This is a genomic window from Caballeronia sp. 11_S32, assembly GCF_056930355.1.
Genome location: NZ_JBXOWH010000004.1, coordinates 1,669,485 through 1,683,598 on the forward strand (window position 1 = coordinate 1,669,485; position 14,114 = coordinate 1,683,598).

13 protein-coding genes are annotated in these 14,114 nt (G+C 65.4%); 7 read left to right on the top strand and 6 right to left on the bottom strand.

From position 1 onward, the window contains the following. Positions 1-12: 12 nt before the first annotated feature. Positions 13-2,013, bottom strand: a complete 2,001-nt coding sequence (locus AC1Z32_RS33870) for an AI-2E family transporter (protein WP_483483168.1) — start codon at positions 2,011-2,013, stop codon at positions 13-15. Between the two features lie 317 nt (positions 2,014-2,330). Between AC1Z32_RS33870 and AC1Z32_RS33875 the strand changes: the two genes are divergently transcribed. From AC1Z32_RS33875 to zwf, 6 genes are all read left to right on the top strand, one after another. Beyond that, positions 2,331-2,513: a DUF1289 domain-containing protein gene (locus AC1Z32_RS33875; protein ID WP_483483169.1), complete on the top strand. Its 183-nt coding sequence runs from the start codon at positions 2,331-2,333 to the stop codon at positions 2,511-2,513. A 104-nt stretch (positions 2,514-2,617) separates the two neighbouring features. Further along, on the top strand, positions 2,618-2,914 hold the full coding sequence (locus AC1Z32_RS33880; protein ID WP_483483170.1) for a hypothetical protein: 297 nt from the start codon (positions 2,618-2,620) through the stop codon (positions 2,912-2,914). A 157-nt stretch (positions 2,915-3,071) separates the two neighbouring features. Continuing rightward, positions 3,072-3,692, top strand: a complete 621-nt coding sequence (locus tag AC1Z32_RS33885) for a glutathione S-transferase family protein (RefSeq protein ID WP_483483171.1) — start codon at positions 3,072-3,074, stop codon at positions 3,690-3,692. Positions 3,693-3,763: 71 nt separating this feature from the next. Next, entirely contained in the window at positions 3,764-5,851 is a 2,088-nt protein-coding gene (locus AC1Z32_RS33890) for a 2Fe-2S iron-sulfur cluster-binding protein (RefSeq protein WP_483483172.1), read from the top strand. 90 nt (positions 5,852-5,941) lie between these two features. Next, a complete protein-coding gene (locus AC1Z32_RS33895) occupies positions 5,942-6,841 on the top strand; it encodes a LysR family transcriptional regulator (RefSeq protein ID WP_483483173.1) in 900 nt (299 codons plus the stop codon). Between the two features lie 175 nt (positions 6,842-7,016). Next, entirely contained in the window at positions 7,017-8,492 is a 1,476-nt protein-coding gene (gene zwf / locus AC1Z32_RS33900; RefSeq protein ID WP_483483174.1) for a glucose-6-phosphate dehydrogenase, read from the top strand. 14 nt (positions 8,493-8,506) lie between these two features. Here zwf and AC1Z32_RS33905 read toward each other — a convergent pair whose 3' ends face one another. Both AC1Z32_RS33905 and AC1Z32_RS33910 read right to left on the bottom strand, forming a co-directional pair. Further along, on the bottom strand, positions 8,507-9,799 hold the full coding sequence (locus AC1Z32_RS33905) for an FUSC family protein (RefSeq protein ID WP_483483175.1): 1,293 nt from the start codon (positions 9,797-9,799) through the stop codon (positions 8,507-8,509). Positions 9,800-9,887: 88 nt separating this feature from the next. Then, positions 9,888-10,526 carry a LysE family translocator gene (locus tag AC1Z32_RS33910; protein ID WP_483483176.1) on the bottom strand — a complete coding sequence of 213 codons (639 nt, stop codon included), beginning with the start codon at positions 10,524-10,526 and terminating at the stop codon, positions 9,888-9,890. 183 nt (positions 10,527-10,709) lie between these two features. On the opposite strand from AC1Z32_RS33910, the gene wrbA reads away from it, so the two are divergent. After that, positions 10,710-11,312 carry an NAD(P)H:quinone oxidoreductase gene (wrbA, locus tag AC1Z32_RS33915; RefSeq protein ID WP_483483177.1) on the top strand — a complete coding sequence of 201 codons (603 nt, stop codon included), beginning with the start codon at positions 10,710-10,712 and terminating at the stop codon, positions 11,310-11,312. 10 nt (positions 11,313-11,322) lie between these two features. Here the strand turns inward: wrbA and AC1Z32_RS33920 are convergent, their stop codons facing one another. Genes AC1Z32_RS33920 through AC1Z32_RS33930 form a run of 3 tightly spaced genes read right to left on the bottom strand, consistent with a single transcriptional unit; the run spans position 11,323 to position 13,933 of the window. Then, positions 11,323-12,939 (bottom strand): alkaline phosphatase D family protein, encoded by a 1,617-nt coding sequence (locus AC1Z32_RS33920; protein ID WP_483483178.1) that lies wholly within the window; start codon positions 12,937-12,939, stop codon positions 11,323-11,325. Continuing rightward, entirely contained in the window at positions 12,897-13,511 is a 615-nt protein-coding gene (locus AC1Z32_RS33925) for a universal stress protein (protein ID WP_483483179.1), read from the bottom strand. The genes AC1Z32_RS33920 and AC1Z32_RS33925 overlap by 43 nt, the downstream gene beginning before the upstream one ends. Before the next feature lie 32 nt (positions 13,512-13,543). Beyond that, entirely contained in the window at positions 13,544-13,933 is a 390-nt protein-coding gene (locus tag AC1Z32_RS33930; RefSeq protein ID WP_483483180.1) for a TerB family tellurite resistance protein, read from the bottom strand. Positions 13,934-14,114: the final 181 nt, after the last annotated feature.

The window sequence follows — 14,114 nt, forward strand, 5'->3', positions numbered from 1 at the left end:
ATCACGCCGGCTTCACGCATTCCGCAGCTCGGGCACGTCTTCCTGCGGGCCGCTCAGCGCGGCTTCGCTGCCCGTGTCGGTCAGGCCCGCCCACGGCACGCCGTCGGTGGATTGACGACGCGCGGCGGCCACGCACGCTTCGACCAGTTCCTTGAACGACACCGCCGCCGAGCTCGTGCGCACGAGCACTTCGCCTTGCAGCGGGCTTTCGGGAAACACCAGTCCGACGATCAGTTCGGCCGATGGCGCGCGCTGGTGCAGGCGCCGCAGCAGATTGCGCAGATACGGCGGCGACTCGGCCGCATCGAACGACACCACGCAGATGATCGACACGCCCGCGAGATCCACTTCGCCGAAGCGCCCGCGCGAGAAGCGCTCGTAGCCCGCGAGGTCTGCGTAGAGGCCGTGCTTGCGAAAGAGCTGCACCGCGATGGTCGCGGCGAGATCGTCGAGTTCGCTTCGTCCCGCGATGCACAGCACCGACGCCGTGTGCCCTTCCTTCTCGGCATCGAAGCGCGCGGGCGGCATTTCGGGCGCGAGCTTCGACGCTTCGTCCGACGACTCGAAGCTCGCGGGCAACTGTTCCTTCGGCGCGACGGTGACAGCCGCGTCTTCCGCATCCTCCAGCCCTTCGATGATGTCCAGCGCCGACTCGTTGATGCGCCGAAGCTGGTCCGCCGTCACGACGCCGCGCAGCACATCGTTGTGGGCGTAACGCAGGCCTTCGAGCGCGACTTCGTCGTAGTAGGCGATCAGCGCGCGCTCCTTCAGCAGCGTCTCGGCCTGCACGAGCGCTTCGTCGGGATCGTTGGCGAGCAGGCGCTGATAGAAGTTTTCGGCAGGCGTGAGCGCGGGCCGGTCGCCGAACAGCACGTCGAGAAATTCGAGGCGGTCCACATGACGGCCCAGAATCACGAGGCACAGCGTGAGCGGCGTCGAAAGCACGAGGCCGATCGGCCCCCAGATCCAGCTCCAGAAGATCGCCGCGACGATCACCGCGAACGGCGACAGCCCCGTGCTGTGCCCATAGAGCAGCGGCTCGACGACCTGGCCCGCGACGATATCGGTGACGCCGAAGAGCACGATGGTCCACACGAGCATCGCCCAGCCCGGCCCGACCGCCGCCGCGAACACGACCGCGATGATCGCCGCGAGCCACGTCCCGACATAGGGCACGAAGCGCAGCAGCGCGGTCATCACGCCGAACAGCAGCGCGCCTGGCACGCCGATGATCGCGAGCCCGATCGAAATGACGATGCCCACGCCCACATTGATGCCGAGCTGCGCGAGAAAGTAGCGCGACAGGCGCCGCGCGGCCTCGTCCATCGCGGTGGTCGCGCGATGCAGGTCGCGCGAGCCGAAGAGGCGGATCAGCCGGTCGCGCAAATCCTCGCGCTGCAAGAGGATGAACACCGCGACCACGAGCACGATGCCGGTGGTTTCCAGCGGGCTGATGACCGGCGACAGAAAGCGTTGCGCGAGTTCCAGCGGCGTCGGCGTGGGCTCGTGCACTTCGACGGGCATCGGCTGATCGATCGGCGATGCCGCCGGATTGTCCTCGTTCTTCGGCTCCTGCTCGCGCGCGGGCGACAGGCGCTTCAGCGCACGCGATGCGCGGCCGAGAAACTCGTCGGCGCGGCCGACGGTCATCTTCTGCACGGTGTCGATCTTGCGCTCGACCGCGACCTGATACTTCGGCAGATCGCCCGCGAGCTGCGCGACCTGCGCGCCGATCAGCGCGCCGACCGCCGTCAGCACGGAAAGCGCGATCACCACCGCGACGATCACCGACGGCACCTGTCCGAAGCGCATGCGCCGCAGGAAATCGACGAAAGGCGCGAGCAGAAAGCTCAGCAGAATCGCGAGGATGATCGGAATCATCACCGCGCGCCCGAAGTACAGCGCGCAGATGACGACGACGCCCGTCACCAGCGACGCCAGCGCGCGCACGCCGGGCGCTTCGGGCGGCAGGATCTTTGCGGGTGGCCGGCGCGGCCCGGGTGCTTGCGGCATGGGTAACGGCTCGCTTTCAGGATGAAGTCGCGCGGCGCACGGCATGCCGTGGCGCGGCCGGCTTGGATTGCGGGAGCAAGGAACGATCAAGCAAGGCACGTGCCGTCATCGACGCGCCGCTCGTCCCTCAGGTGAGTTTATTCGGGAGCCGAATTCTACTTCATCGCCGAAACGGTGAGGAAATTCGGGAGCAATGCGCAGCCTGGCCGCCGGTCTATCGGCGTCATCGAAACAAACAGTTGGATGCGCGGGCACGGCGCGTGCGAAATTGACGGTCCCGCATCGAGGCTCGCCGCAGCCGTTCACGGAAAATCATCATGGGAGTGGATTCACCCTGCATCAACATCTGCAAGTTCGACGAGAAGACCGGCTTCTGCATCGGCTGTCTGCGCACAAAGGACGAGTGCAAACAATGGAAGAAGATGAAGGACAAGCATCGCGTCCGCATCATCGATGAAAGGCCGAAGCGCAAGGCGAAACTCAAGAAGCACGGGAAGTAGGCATCGCGAAAGAACAAATGCTGGACTGGTCGGCGTCAGGGTGATGACGCCTCCAGTGCCACGCGCGGACTACACTGAATTGGACTTTGCAGGGAGTTCCAGCCATGAAAGTGACCGCCTTCGTTTTGGCATCGGCCTTGGCTTGCGCGCCGGCTTTCGCGCAATTGCATCCGAGCGTAGAAACCGACATGTACGCGCCGCAGAACAGCACGAAGCTCATGCCGAACGCACCGCTCGGCAGTCAGTATCCGACGCACGGCAACGCGCAAGCCGGTGAACTCAATCTCAATCCGAGCGATCCGCGCGCTCAACTGGTCAACGGCCTGCCGAACAACGCGAACAGTGGCGGCTACGGCTCGCCGCTCGCGGGCAACAAGGCGAACGTGCCTCGCGGTGAATGAAGACAACGTGAGACCAAGCCCGCCAGCTGCCTCACCGTTCTCGTTTCGAGAACAGTGATTTGAATTTGCCTGCCATTCAGCTTTTTCGCGCAAGAACCCATACTTGATTCACAGGACGGGAACCTCTCCCGCCGACGATCAACCAAGGGAACTTGCCATGAAGCTCTACTATCATCCGCTGTCCGGGCATGCGCACCGCGCACGTCTTTTCCTGAATCTGCTTGCGATCGACCATGAAGAAGAATTCGTCGATCTCGCGGCCGCCGCGCACAAGACGCCTGAGTACCTCAAGCTGAACCGGTTCGGGCAGATTCCCGTGCTCGTCGATGGCGACACCGTCATCGCCGATTCGAACGCGATCCTCGTCTATCTCGCCAAAAAATCCGGCGACGCGAAATGGCTGCCCGAAACGCCCGCCGAAGCCGCCGCGGTGCAGCGCTGGCTGTCGGTCGCGGCGGGCCAGATCGCGTTCGGCCCCGCCGCCGCGCGTCTCATCACCGTGTTCGGCGCGAAGTTCAATGCGGAGGAAGTCATTGCCCGCGCGCACAACGTGCTCAAGGTGATCGATTCGGAACTGGCGAGCCGCGCATGGATCGCCGATATCGGCAGCGCGCATCCGACCATCGCGGACATCGCGCTCTACAGCTACATCGCGAGCGCGCCCGAAGGCAACGTCGATCTCTCCGCTTACGCGAGCGTGAACGCGTGGCTGAAGCGCGTCGAGGCGCTGCCCGGCTTCGTTCCGTTTCAAAAGACGGCCGCGGGTCTCGCGGCGTAAAGTGAGCGCGGCGGCTGCGCGCTGTTCACCTTGCGCCCTGCCGCCGCGCACGAATCGAAAAGGCATCGATCATGTCCGCTTCCACGCTTGCTTCCGTTACGCCCGCCGCCGCGCCCGCGCCGTGGCATCGCGGCGAAATCGCCATTCAGAAGGCCTTCGGCGTCGATGAGCGCATGGACGGCGTCGGACGGCGCGTCGTGCGCGATTACATGCCGGATCAGCATCGCCAGTTCTTCGCGCAACTGCCGTTCATCGTGGCCGGCGCGGTCGACGAGCACGGCGACCCGTGGGCGACGCTCTTCGCCGGCCACCCCGGCTTCATGCGCACGCCCGATGCGAAGACGCTGTCGATGAGCCGCGCGCGCGATCCGCTCGATCCCGCCGATGCCGGCATGCACGACGGCGCATCGGTCGGCCTGCTCGGCATCGAGTTGCACACGCGGCGGCGCAATCGCATGAACGGCGTGATCCGTCGCGATGGCGCGAGCGCCGCATTCGACGTGGCCGTCGAGCAGAGCTTCGGCAATTGCCCGCAGTACATCCAGTTGCGCGATTTCGAGTTCGTCCGCGATCCGGCCGCGCCCTCGCCCGTGCAGCCGGTTTCGCTCGACGCGCTTTCGCCGCGCGCGAAGGCGATAATCGCGGGCGCGGACACGTTCTTCGTCGCGTCGTATTTCGACGCCGACGACGGGCATCGGCAAGTGGACGTGTCGCATCGCGGCGGCAAGCCGGGCTTCGTGCGGCTGTCGGACGACGGCTCGCTCACCATTCCCGATTTCGCAGGCAATCTGTTCTTCAACACGCTCGGCAACATTCTCGTGAACGGCCGCGCGGGACTCGTGTTCGCGGACTTCGAAACGGGCGACATGCTGCAACTCGCGGGCGAGGCCGAAGTGCTGCTCGACTCACCGGAAACCGCCGCGTTTCAGGGCGCGGAACGTCTGTGGCGCTTCACGCCGCGCCGCATCGTGTACCGCGCCCAGGCGCTGCCGTTGCGGTGGAAGGCGCGCCGCGACGGCGCATCGCCGAACTCGCTGATGACCGGCGACTGGCACGAAGCGGCCGAGCGCATGAAGGCCGCCGCGCTGGCCAATGCATGGCGCCTGTTTCGCGTGAGCAGGATCGTCGACGAAAGCGATGCGATCCGCTCATTCCATCTCGAACCCGCCGATGGCGCGGGCATCGTGCCGCACAAGGCAGGACAGCATCTGCCGATCCGCGTCACGCTGCCGGGCGAGACGAAGCCGCAGATCCGCACGTACACGCTGTCGGTCGCGCCATCGGACGGCGTGTATCGCATCAGCGTGAAGCGCGATGGCCGCGTATCCGCGCATCTGCACGACACGCTGAAGGCGGGCGGTACGATCGAAGCGCGCGCGCCCGCGGGCGATTTCACGATCGATCCGTTCGAGCATCGTCCCGCCGTGCTGATGGCGGCGGGCGTCGGCATCACGCCGATGCTCGCGATGCTGCGGCACGTCGTCTATGAAGGCTTGCGCAAGCGCCGTGTGCGTCCGGTGTGGATGATCGTGTCGGCGCATTCGCTCGCGAGCCGCGCGTTCTCGCACGAAATCGATGCCCTCGCGCAAAGCGCGGGCGGCGCGGTGAACGTGATCCGCCTGTTGAGCGACACGAACGGCGCGCAGTTCGAGCGCGATTACGACGCGTCGGGCCGCATCGATATCGATCTGTTGACGAGCCGTCTGCCCTTCAACGACTACGACTTCTATCTCTGCGGGCCGGGCACGTTCATGCAGTCGATCTACGACGGCCTGCGCGCGCTCAACGTTGCCGACGCGCGCATACACGCGGAGGCGTTCGGTCCATCGGCGCTGAAGCGCACAGCCGATCGCGGCGCGGACGTGAAGCCGATGCGCCCTGCCGCGACCGAGCCGGTGAAGATCGAATTCCTGAAGTCGGGCGCGAGCGCGCAGTGGAAGCCTGGCAGCGGCACGTTGCTCGAACTGGCGGAAGCGAGCGGCCTCTCGCCGGAATTCAACTGCCGAGGCGGCACGTGCGGCACATGCAGGACGCGCATCGTGCAGGGCGCGGTGTCGTATGAAAGCGAGCCGGCGTTCCACGTAGACGACGATGAAGCGCTGATCTGCTGCGCGCTGCCCGCCGCGGATGAAAGCGGCAAGCTCGAACTGGCGCTTTGATTTCCCCTGAAGCGGTTGCGGATTGTGCGTGGCGCGCATATCCCCGAGAATGCACGGCATCTTTCAAGCTTGTATGCCTCGTGCTTTCCCATGGACCGTTTACAGGCAATGACGACCTTCGTCACGGTGGTCGAAACCGGCGGCTTCGCGTCCGCCGCGCGCAAGCTCGATGTCTCGCCTTCCGTCGTGAGCCGCGTCGTGACGGAACTGGAAGAGCACCTCGGCGTGCGGCTGCTCACGCGCACGACGCGCGTCGTGCGTCTCACCGACGCGGGCAGCGGTTATTTCGAGGACTGCCGCCGCATACTCGGCGAAGTCGAAACCGCCGAGCTTTCCGCAACGGGCACGCATTCATCGCCGCGCGGGCTGCTCTCGATCACCGCGCCGGTGATGTTCGGCCGGCTGCACGTCACGCCCATCGTGCTCGACTATCTGCAACGCTATCCCGAAGCCGATGCAAGCTGCTGGTTCGTCGATCGCGTCGTGAATCTCGTCGATGAAGGCATCGACGTGGCGGTGCGCATCGCGCAACTGCCGGACTCGTCGTTGCAGGCGATCAACGTCGGACGCGTGCGGCGCGTGCTGTGCGCGTCGCCCGCGTATCTGGAGAAGCACGGCACGCCGCGCCATCCGGACGCGCTCGCGGAGCATGTGATCATTGCGTCGACGGGCTCGTCGTCGCCGCCGGAATGGCGTCTGCACGACGGCGAGCGGCAGTTTCTCGTGCGCACCCATCCGCGCTTCACGACGACCACCAACGATTCGGCCATCGCCGCCGCGCTCGCGGATTTCGGCATCGCGCGGCTCATGTCCTATCAGGCCGCACAGCATGTGAGCGAAGGCCGCCTCGTCGTGGTGTTGCGCGAATTCGAGCCGCCGCCCCTGCCGATTCATCTCGTGCATCGCGAGGGCCGTCATGTGACGCAGAAGGTGCGCGCGTTTCTCGATCTCGCCGTGTCGACACTGCGCGCCGACGAATCGTTGCGCTGATCGCGCTAAACACACGCGCCGCCGGGGGAAAACCGTCGATCGGAGGCCGAATCGAACGCCCGTTTGGCACGTGCGCCGTGCAAAATGCCGGCAAAACATGCAACATAGCTGTCTCGAACGATCGCTCCGATCGCCGCGCTTTCGGCTTTTCCGAACCTTTACCGGCTCACGCACCATGACGAATCCAACTTCTCCCGTGAACGACCGCCCGCTCGACATGATCATCTTCGGCGGCGGCGGAGACCTGGCGGCGCGCAAGCTGCTGCCGGCGCTCTACATGGCGCACACGCACTGCAACCTGCCCGCCGACACGCGCATTCTCGCCATCGGCCGCAAGGACTGGACGCGCGAGGATTACCTGAAGAACTTCATGGAAGAGCAGTCGCGTCCGTTCATCGACGCGAAGGCCTTCGATGCGCAGTCGTGGGACAAATTCCTCGCGCTCTTCGATTACGTGCGCGTCGATGTCGAAAACCCGGGCGACTTCCAGCGTCTCGCGCAAGCCGTGCGTCCGGGCTCGCAGCGCGTGATCTATCTGTCGACCTCGCCCGAGCTCTTCGTGACCATCTGCGACAACCTCGACAACGCCGGCATCCTCGACGAGCAGGCGCGCGTCGTGCTGGAAAAGCCGCTGGGTCACGATCTCGCCTCGGCGGTGGCGATCAACGATGCGGTCGGCAAGCACTTCAAGGAAGAGCAGATCTATCGCATCGACCATTATCTCGGCAAGGAAACGGTGCAGAACCTGATGGTGCTGCGCTTTGGCAACGCGATCTTCGGGCCGCTGTGGCAGGCGCCGTATATCAAGAGCGTGCAGATCACGGTGTCGGAGACGGTGGGCGTCGGCAGCCGCGCGGGCTTCTACGATCACACCGGCGCGCTGCGCGACATGGTGCAGAACCACTTGCTGCAACTGCTCTGCATCGTGGCAATGGAGCCGCCCGTGTCGCTCGATCCGGACGCCGTGCGCGACGAGAAGCTGAAGGTGCTGAAATCGCTTCGGCCAATGACCGTCGCCGATATCGCGCGCGACACCGTGCGCGGCCAGTACACGGCGGGCGCGGTGGGCGGCGAGGCGGTGAAGGGTTATCTGGAGGAACAGAACGTGCCGGCCGACAGCCGCGCGGAAACCTTCGTCGCGTTGCGCGCGCATATCAACAACTGGCGCTGGGCCAATGTGCCGTTCTTCCTGCGCACGGGCAAGCGCATGCAGAACCGCCGCTCGGAGATCGTCATCGACTTCGCGGATCTGCCGTTCTCGATCATCCCCGAAGGTCCGCGTCACTACGGCAACCGGCTCACCATCACGCTGCAGCCCGAAGAGTCCATCCAGTTGCAGATGATGGCGAAGGAGCCGGGCAGCGGCATGCACATGCAGCCGGTGACGCTCAATCTCGACCTGCAGCAGGCCATGACGCAGCGGCGCGCCGAGGCGTATGAGCGCTTGCTGATCGATGTGATTCGCGGCAGGCTCACGCACTTCATGCGTCGCGACGAGTTGGAAGCGGCGTGGAAGTGGGTCGAGCCGATCCTCAACGGCTGGAAGGAACTGGGCGACCGTCCGCGCGGATACACGGCGGGCACGTTCGGGCCGGCGGCTTCGAGCGCGTTGATGGCGCGCGAGAATCTGGCCTGGGCGGAAGAGGCTTGATGCGCTAGCCGAAGTCAGCGCATCGCGGCGTTGGGCGCTCGTTTCGAAGCCCACGCCGCGCCCGCCACCATCACGCCGGACAACACCACGATCCCGCCGAGAATTCCCACGAGCCGCATCAGCGCGGGCATCGGGTCGGAGGACCAATGGTGATCCTGCACGAACACCATGATGAACGCGATGCTGAACTGCCGGCCGACATAGCTCGCGCCTTGCGTCCCCGTCTGCACATGACAGCCGGTCCACACGCCCGCGCACAGCGCAATCATGCAGGCGAACGGGTTGTCGCCGAGTAAGGGCAAGAGCGCGAGACTCACCGCGCCCGCGAGCAGGCAGCCGAGCAAGCGCTGAATCATGCGCTCCGCGACCGGCATGTGCGTCGGCTTGCCGAGCGCCGCTACGGGCAGGATCAGCACGGCGACCGCCGTCACCATTGCCTGCGCGAAGCCGGGCAGCTTCCACGCATACGCGAGCGATGCCAGGATCATCACCGACCACGCGCTTTGCCACGCGAGGCGCAAGCGCCTCGCGTGCGCCATCTGCTCGGCGCGCGCGACGTGCGACGCGTCCAGCGCCTGCACGGCCCGGGCGGCATCGGACGGCATGACGGTGATGACCGGCGCATTGGCGCCATCGACGCGATCGACCGTCGATGCCGCCTGCGCGCGCGGCACCGGCGCCGCCCCGCGCGACTTGCGATAGTGCTGCAGGCCCGCATGAAACAGCGCCGACACGGCCACGCAAGCCACCGTCCCGACGACCACTTCCGCGACACGCAAGAGCGCGAACGACGCCGTCGCCGCCGCCGACACGAGCCGATGCGCCTCGAAGATCACCATCAGCGACGTGACCGCGCCCAGCACCCACGCATAGCCCGCATCCGACACGAGCGCGCGATACACCGCCACGCCGGTTATCGCGCCGAGGAGCGGCACGAAGATCCACGGCACGTCGCCGATCATGGGCCCGGCCACCGCGCCGATGATCGCGCCCGCGATCGTGCCCACCACGCGCTGCACGCCGCGTTGCGCGCATGCGGAGAACTTCGACTGCATCACCGCGAAGCCGCTGATCGCGGCCCACCAGATGTTGCTCAGGTGGAAGGCATAGGCGAGCGCCACGGCGAGCCCGACGGAGAGCATCGCCTGTGTCGCGAAGAGCGCGCGGGCGGGCGTCGGTCTGATCGCGATCAGCTCGCGCCCGAGCGAGACGAATGCATCGCGGACGATATGCACAAGCGCGCCCAGGATTGCGGCGCTTTGCTGCGGGATCGGTGAGGCGCTTCGCGGAGGATCGTCGGTGGGCATCTTCTGGCGGTTGATCGGGCGTCTGGCTTGAGCGTAGCCGCCGATCGGCGAGAAGCAAAGCCGAACCGCGCGAGATGCGGCAAATCCGCTACACGCGCGACGTGAGCAAGCGAAGGCCCGCCGCGCCGAACACGAGCGCGAGGCACGCATCGAGGCCGCGCTGGATGCGCTTGTAGATGCGCCGCGCGGAGGCCATCGAGAAGAGCGCGGCATAGCCGCCGAACACGCATGCGCCAATGCACAGGCAGCCCGCGACCACCACGAGCATATGCCCCGGCCCCTCGCCCGCCGACGACCCGAGCGCCGCCACGGACATCCACACGAGAATCGCCTTCGGGTTCGTGAGATGCAACAGCGCGCCGCGCGCATACAGCTTGCGGCCGCTCTGCCCTTGCGCATCCGCCGACGACGCGCGCACCGGCGGCTTCAACGCCGCGCGCCCCGACTTGAACGCGAGCCACAGCAGATACAGCCCGCCGCAGATCTTCACGCCGATGAGAAAGCCCGAGTAGGCCGTCAGCGCGGCGGAGAGGCCGAGCGCGGCGAGCATCGCCCAGAAGAACGAGCCGGACATCACGCCCGCCGCGAACGCGAACGCCGCGCGCCGGCCCGACGTGCTCGCGATCGACATGATCGCGAGATTGCTCGGCCCGGGGCTCGCGGTGCCGACGAAATAGGCCGAATAAGCGATAAGCAGATTTGCGCTGAGCAAGGCGTGACCGTTCATGGCGGTGGCGTCTCCATCCTGGATTTTCGACATTGTCGTGCGCGCGGCGCGCATGCGTCCATGAACGCTTCGCATTTGCGCGGGCAGGCCAGTTCCTTGCGCATCGCTTCGCCGGTGCTATCTTTGAATGCGCGCAAGGAACCGCGCATCTCCATCGGATGCACCCTCACACAAGGACACATCATGGCGAAAGTACTGGTTCTCTATTATTCGATGTACGGCCACGTGGAAACAATGGCGCAGGCCGTTGCCGAAGGCGCGCGTGGCGTCGCGGGCGCCGAGGTGACGCTCAAGCGCGTGCCCGAAACGATTCCCGCCGACCAGGCCGCGAAAATCGGCGTGAAGCAGGATCAGCAAGCGAGCGTCGCGACCGTCGACGAACTCGCGAATTACGACGCCATCATCTTCGGCACGCCCACGCGCTTCGGCAACATGGCCGGGCAGATGCGCACCTTTCTCGATCAGACGGGCGGGCTGTGGGTGAAAGGCGCGCTCGTCGGCAAGATCGGCAGCGTGTTTTCATCGACGGCTTCGCAGCACGGCGGACAGGAAACCACCATCACTTCGTTTCACACGACGCTGCTGCATCATGGGATGGTGATCGTCGGCGTGCCGTATGCGTGCGCGGGGCTCACGAACATGGGCGAAGTCTCGGGCGGCACGCCCTACGGCGCGACCACGCTCGCGAGCACCGACGGCAGCCGTCAGCCCTCGCAGAACGAGCTCGATATCGCGCGCTATCAGGGCAAGCACGTCGCCGAACTGGCGGCGAAGCTCGCGGGCTAGGTACGCTGGCTCAGGCCTCGACGTCGAGCTTTACTTCGTAAAGTGACTTGCCGTCGAGGTCATGCAGTGAAACGGTCATCGCGCGGCTCGCGGGATCGATCTTCGCGCGGCCATAGAACTGTTGCAACGAAGCCGGCGAGCGGTTCTGCGGATTGTCCTTCGGCACGCTCACGTAGCGCAGTTCCGGGCCGAAGGTCATGTCGAGATCGTTCGGGCCGAACGTGCCCGCGTTGATCGGCCCGCCGACGAATTCCCAGAACGGCTTGAACTCGGTGAACTTCGCGCGCGACGGATCATAGTGCGTGGCCTGCGCGTAGTGCACGTCCGCCGTGATCCACACGACGTTCCTGATGTTCTCCTGCTTGATGAAGCGCAGGATCTCCGCGAGCTCCAGTTCGCGGCCCGAGGGCGCGCCGTTGTCCGCATTCGCCCAGGCTTCGAACGTGCCCTTCGGCACATCGGGGTTCGCATCGGGGACGACGAGCGAAATCGGCATGTCGCTCGCGATCACCTTCCACGTCGCGCGCGACGCCTTCAACGATGCCTTCAGCCACGCCGTCTGCTGCGAGCCGAGAAACGCGGAATCCGCATCGAGACGTGTCTGCCGGTTCGGCGAGTTCGCGCCGCGATATGAACGCTCGTCGAGCATGAACACATCGAGCAATGGCCCGAACTGGAAGCCGCGATAAACCTGCTCCGGATCGAGCTGATTGATGCGATACGGGTTGTATTCGAACATCGCCTGCCTGGCGCGCGCTTCGAGCAGGTTGATCGAACGCGTCTGATAACGCTTCTCCGCCTCGCCGATGATCTCGCCCGGATACCAGTTGTTGCGCACTTCGTGATCGTCCCATTGCACGAGGAACGGCACTTCGGCGGCGAAACGGCGCTTGTTTTTATCGAGCTGGTTGTAGGCGAAAGCCGCGCGGTAATCGTCGAGCGTCTGCGCGACATGCGACTTGCCTTCGGTGACGATGTTGGTCCACATCGTGCCATCGGGCAGACGCACTTCGGGTTCGATCACGCTGTCCGCGTAGATCTGATCGCCCTGATGGATGAAGAAGTCCGGCGACTCGCGGCGCATCGCTTCATAGATGCGATAGCCGCCGAAGCGCTCGTTGATGCCCCAGCCCTGCCCCGCTTCGTCGCCGGAAAAGACGAAGCAGACGGGCTTGTCCGCATCGAGCGATGCGGTGCGCAGGCGTCCCGTCACAGGTTCGCTATACGCCTTGCCATCGACGAGATCCTGAAAGCGCACGCGATAGAACACGTCTGCGGCGGGCGGCAGACCGGTCAGATCGACGCGCGCCGTGAAACCGCTGCTCTCGAGCGCGGCTGGCCCGATGCGCCGCTGAAACGTCTTGAAGCTCTCGCTCGCCGAGTACTCGACGATCATGCGCGCGGGCCGGTCCGTGCGGCTCCAGACGATGCCGCTCGTCGCGGTGACATCGCCGCTCATCACGCCGCCGGGTAGTTGCGGACGCAACTTGTCGGCGGTGACGACGGCGGAAGCGACACCTTGCGCGAGCGCATCGGCGAGACCCGCGCCCGTGAGCGCGAGTCCCGTGCCGGAGACGAGCCCCTTCAACAACGTGCGTCGGGACGGTTTGACGATGCGGTCCGGCATGGCGAGCTTCCTCTCGAACTGTACGATGGCGCAGGTGTGCGCTGCGTGAAATCGACGATGGTAAAGCGCAACGGTGTCGCTTTTGTTTCAACGGCCGCTTCATTGCCCGCTTTATTGCCCGCTTCATTGCCCGCTTGGTTCGATGCGATCAGCACGCGGCGATTGCTGTGGCGGCTCACCGCATCCGATACGCGCTCTTCCCAGAAGCGCCAGTTCGCGGCCTTCGTGCGGCCAATCACGATGAGGTCCGCATCGAACTCGCGCGCCGCCTGCGCGATCACGCGCGAGAGCGTCATGCCGTTCGGCAGGTCCATCGTCACGCAGGCGCCGTCGATGCTCGATGCGCGTATCGCCTGCAGCGTGCGCTTTTCGACCTGGCGCGCCTGCTCTTCGAGATACTGAAGCGCCGCGCCGCAGTCATACGGCACCGACGATACCGCCCAGAACGGCATGCGGTCCACCACATGAAGCGCCGTGAGGCGTGCATTGCATTCGCGGGCCCGCGCGATGCCGAGCGTGAGCGCGGCATGGCTGAATCCCGGTCCCACCGCGACGAGAATGTGCTGTTGCATGATGTCGTCTCCAGTTGATGTATCACGCGTTTTCAGTGCATGCGCCATGCGCGCTTCACCGCATCGATCACGGCGGCTTCGGTGCAGGTCATGACGCCGTCATCCGCGACGACCGCCGTTTCGCACAGCATGAGCACGTCGCGTCTCATGCGCTCGTCGCGCACTTCTTCAGCGAGCGCCTGCACGACGCGCGCATCGACACGGCACACGTCGTCCCAGGTGAGATATGAACAGCGCGTGAGGTCCTCGCACACCTCGCGCACGACTTCATGCAGCTCGCCGGCGCAAAGCCCGAGCCGCGCATAGAATCCGCGCCGCTCGAGCTCCTCGATTTCGACGCTGCCGATATGCCCGTCCGCGATCAGCGACATCACGACGATGCGCGCCGCCGCGCGGGGACTGTCCGATGGATAGTGGCGCATGGCTTTTCTCCTCGATGAAACGTCATCAACGAAAGGCAGTGCGAATGCTTCGATGAGACCGCGCCGCCCTGCATGCTTCGCATCGTAGGAGCGGAGAATGAGCATCGAATGAGCGGGTCATACCCGCACGGTATGGCGTCAGTCCGCAACGGTATTGGACGTGACGTGCATGGCTCTCGTA

Coding starts and splice junctions, on each gene's coding strand:
- AC1Z32_RS33870 (WP_483483168.1), bottom strand. CDS start 2,013: ATGCCGCAAGCACCCGGGCCGCGCCGGCCACCCGCAAAGATCCTGCCG.
- AC1Z32_RS33875 (WP_483483169.1), top strand. CDS start 2,331: ATGGGAGTGGATTCACCCTGCATCAACATCTGCAAGTTCGACGAGAAG.
- AC1Z32_RS33880 (WP_483483170.1), top strand. CDS start 2,618: ATGAAAGTGACCGCCTTCGTTTTGGCATCGGCCTTGGCTTGCGCGCCG.
- AC1Z32_RS33885 (WP_483483171.1), top strand. CDS start 3,072: ATGAAGCTCTACTATCATCCGCTGTCCGGGCATGCGCACCGCGCACGT.
- AC1Z32_RS33890 (WP_483483172.1), top strand. CDS start 3,764: ATGTCCGCTTCCACGCTTGCTTCCGTTACGCCCGCCGCCGCGCCCGCG.
- AC1Z32_RS33895 (WP_483483173.1), top strand. CDS start 5,942: ATGGACCGTTTACAGGCAATGACGACCTTCGTCACGGTGGTCGAAACC.
- zwf (WP_483483174.1), top strand. CDS start 7,017: ATGACGAATCCAACTTCTCCCGTGAACGACCGCCCGCTCGACATGATC.
- AC1Z32_RS33905 (WP_483483175.1), bottom strand. CDS start 9,799: ATGCCCACCGACGATCCTCCGCGAAGCGCCTCACCGATCCCGCAGCAA.
- AC1Z32_RS33910 (WP_483483176.1), bottom strand. CDS start 10,526: ATGAACGGTCACGCCTTGCTCAGCGCAAATCTGCTTATCGCTTATTCG.
- wrbA (WP_483483177.1), top strand. CDS start 10,710: ATGGCGAAAGTACTGGTTCTCTATTATTCGATGTACGGCCACGTGGAA.
- AC1Z32_RS33920 (WP_483483178.1), bottom strand. CDS start 12,939: ATGCCGGACCGCATCGTCAAACCGTCCCGACGCACGTTGTTGAAGGGG.
- AC1Z32_RS33925 (WP_483483179.1), bottom strand. CDS start 13,511: ATGCAACAGCACATTCTCGTCGCGGTGGGACCGGGATTCAGCCATGCC.
- AC1Z32_RS33930 (WP_483483180.1), bottom strand. CDS start 13,933: ATGCGCCACTATCCATCGGACAGTCCCCGCGCGGCGGCGCGCATCGTC.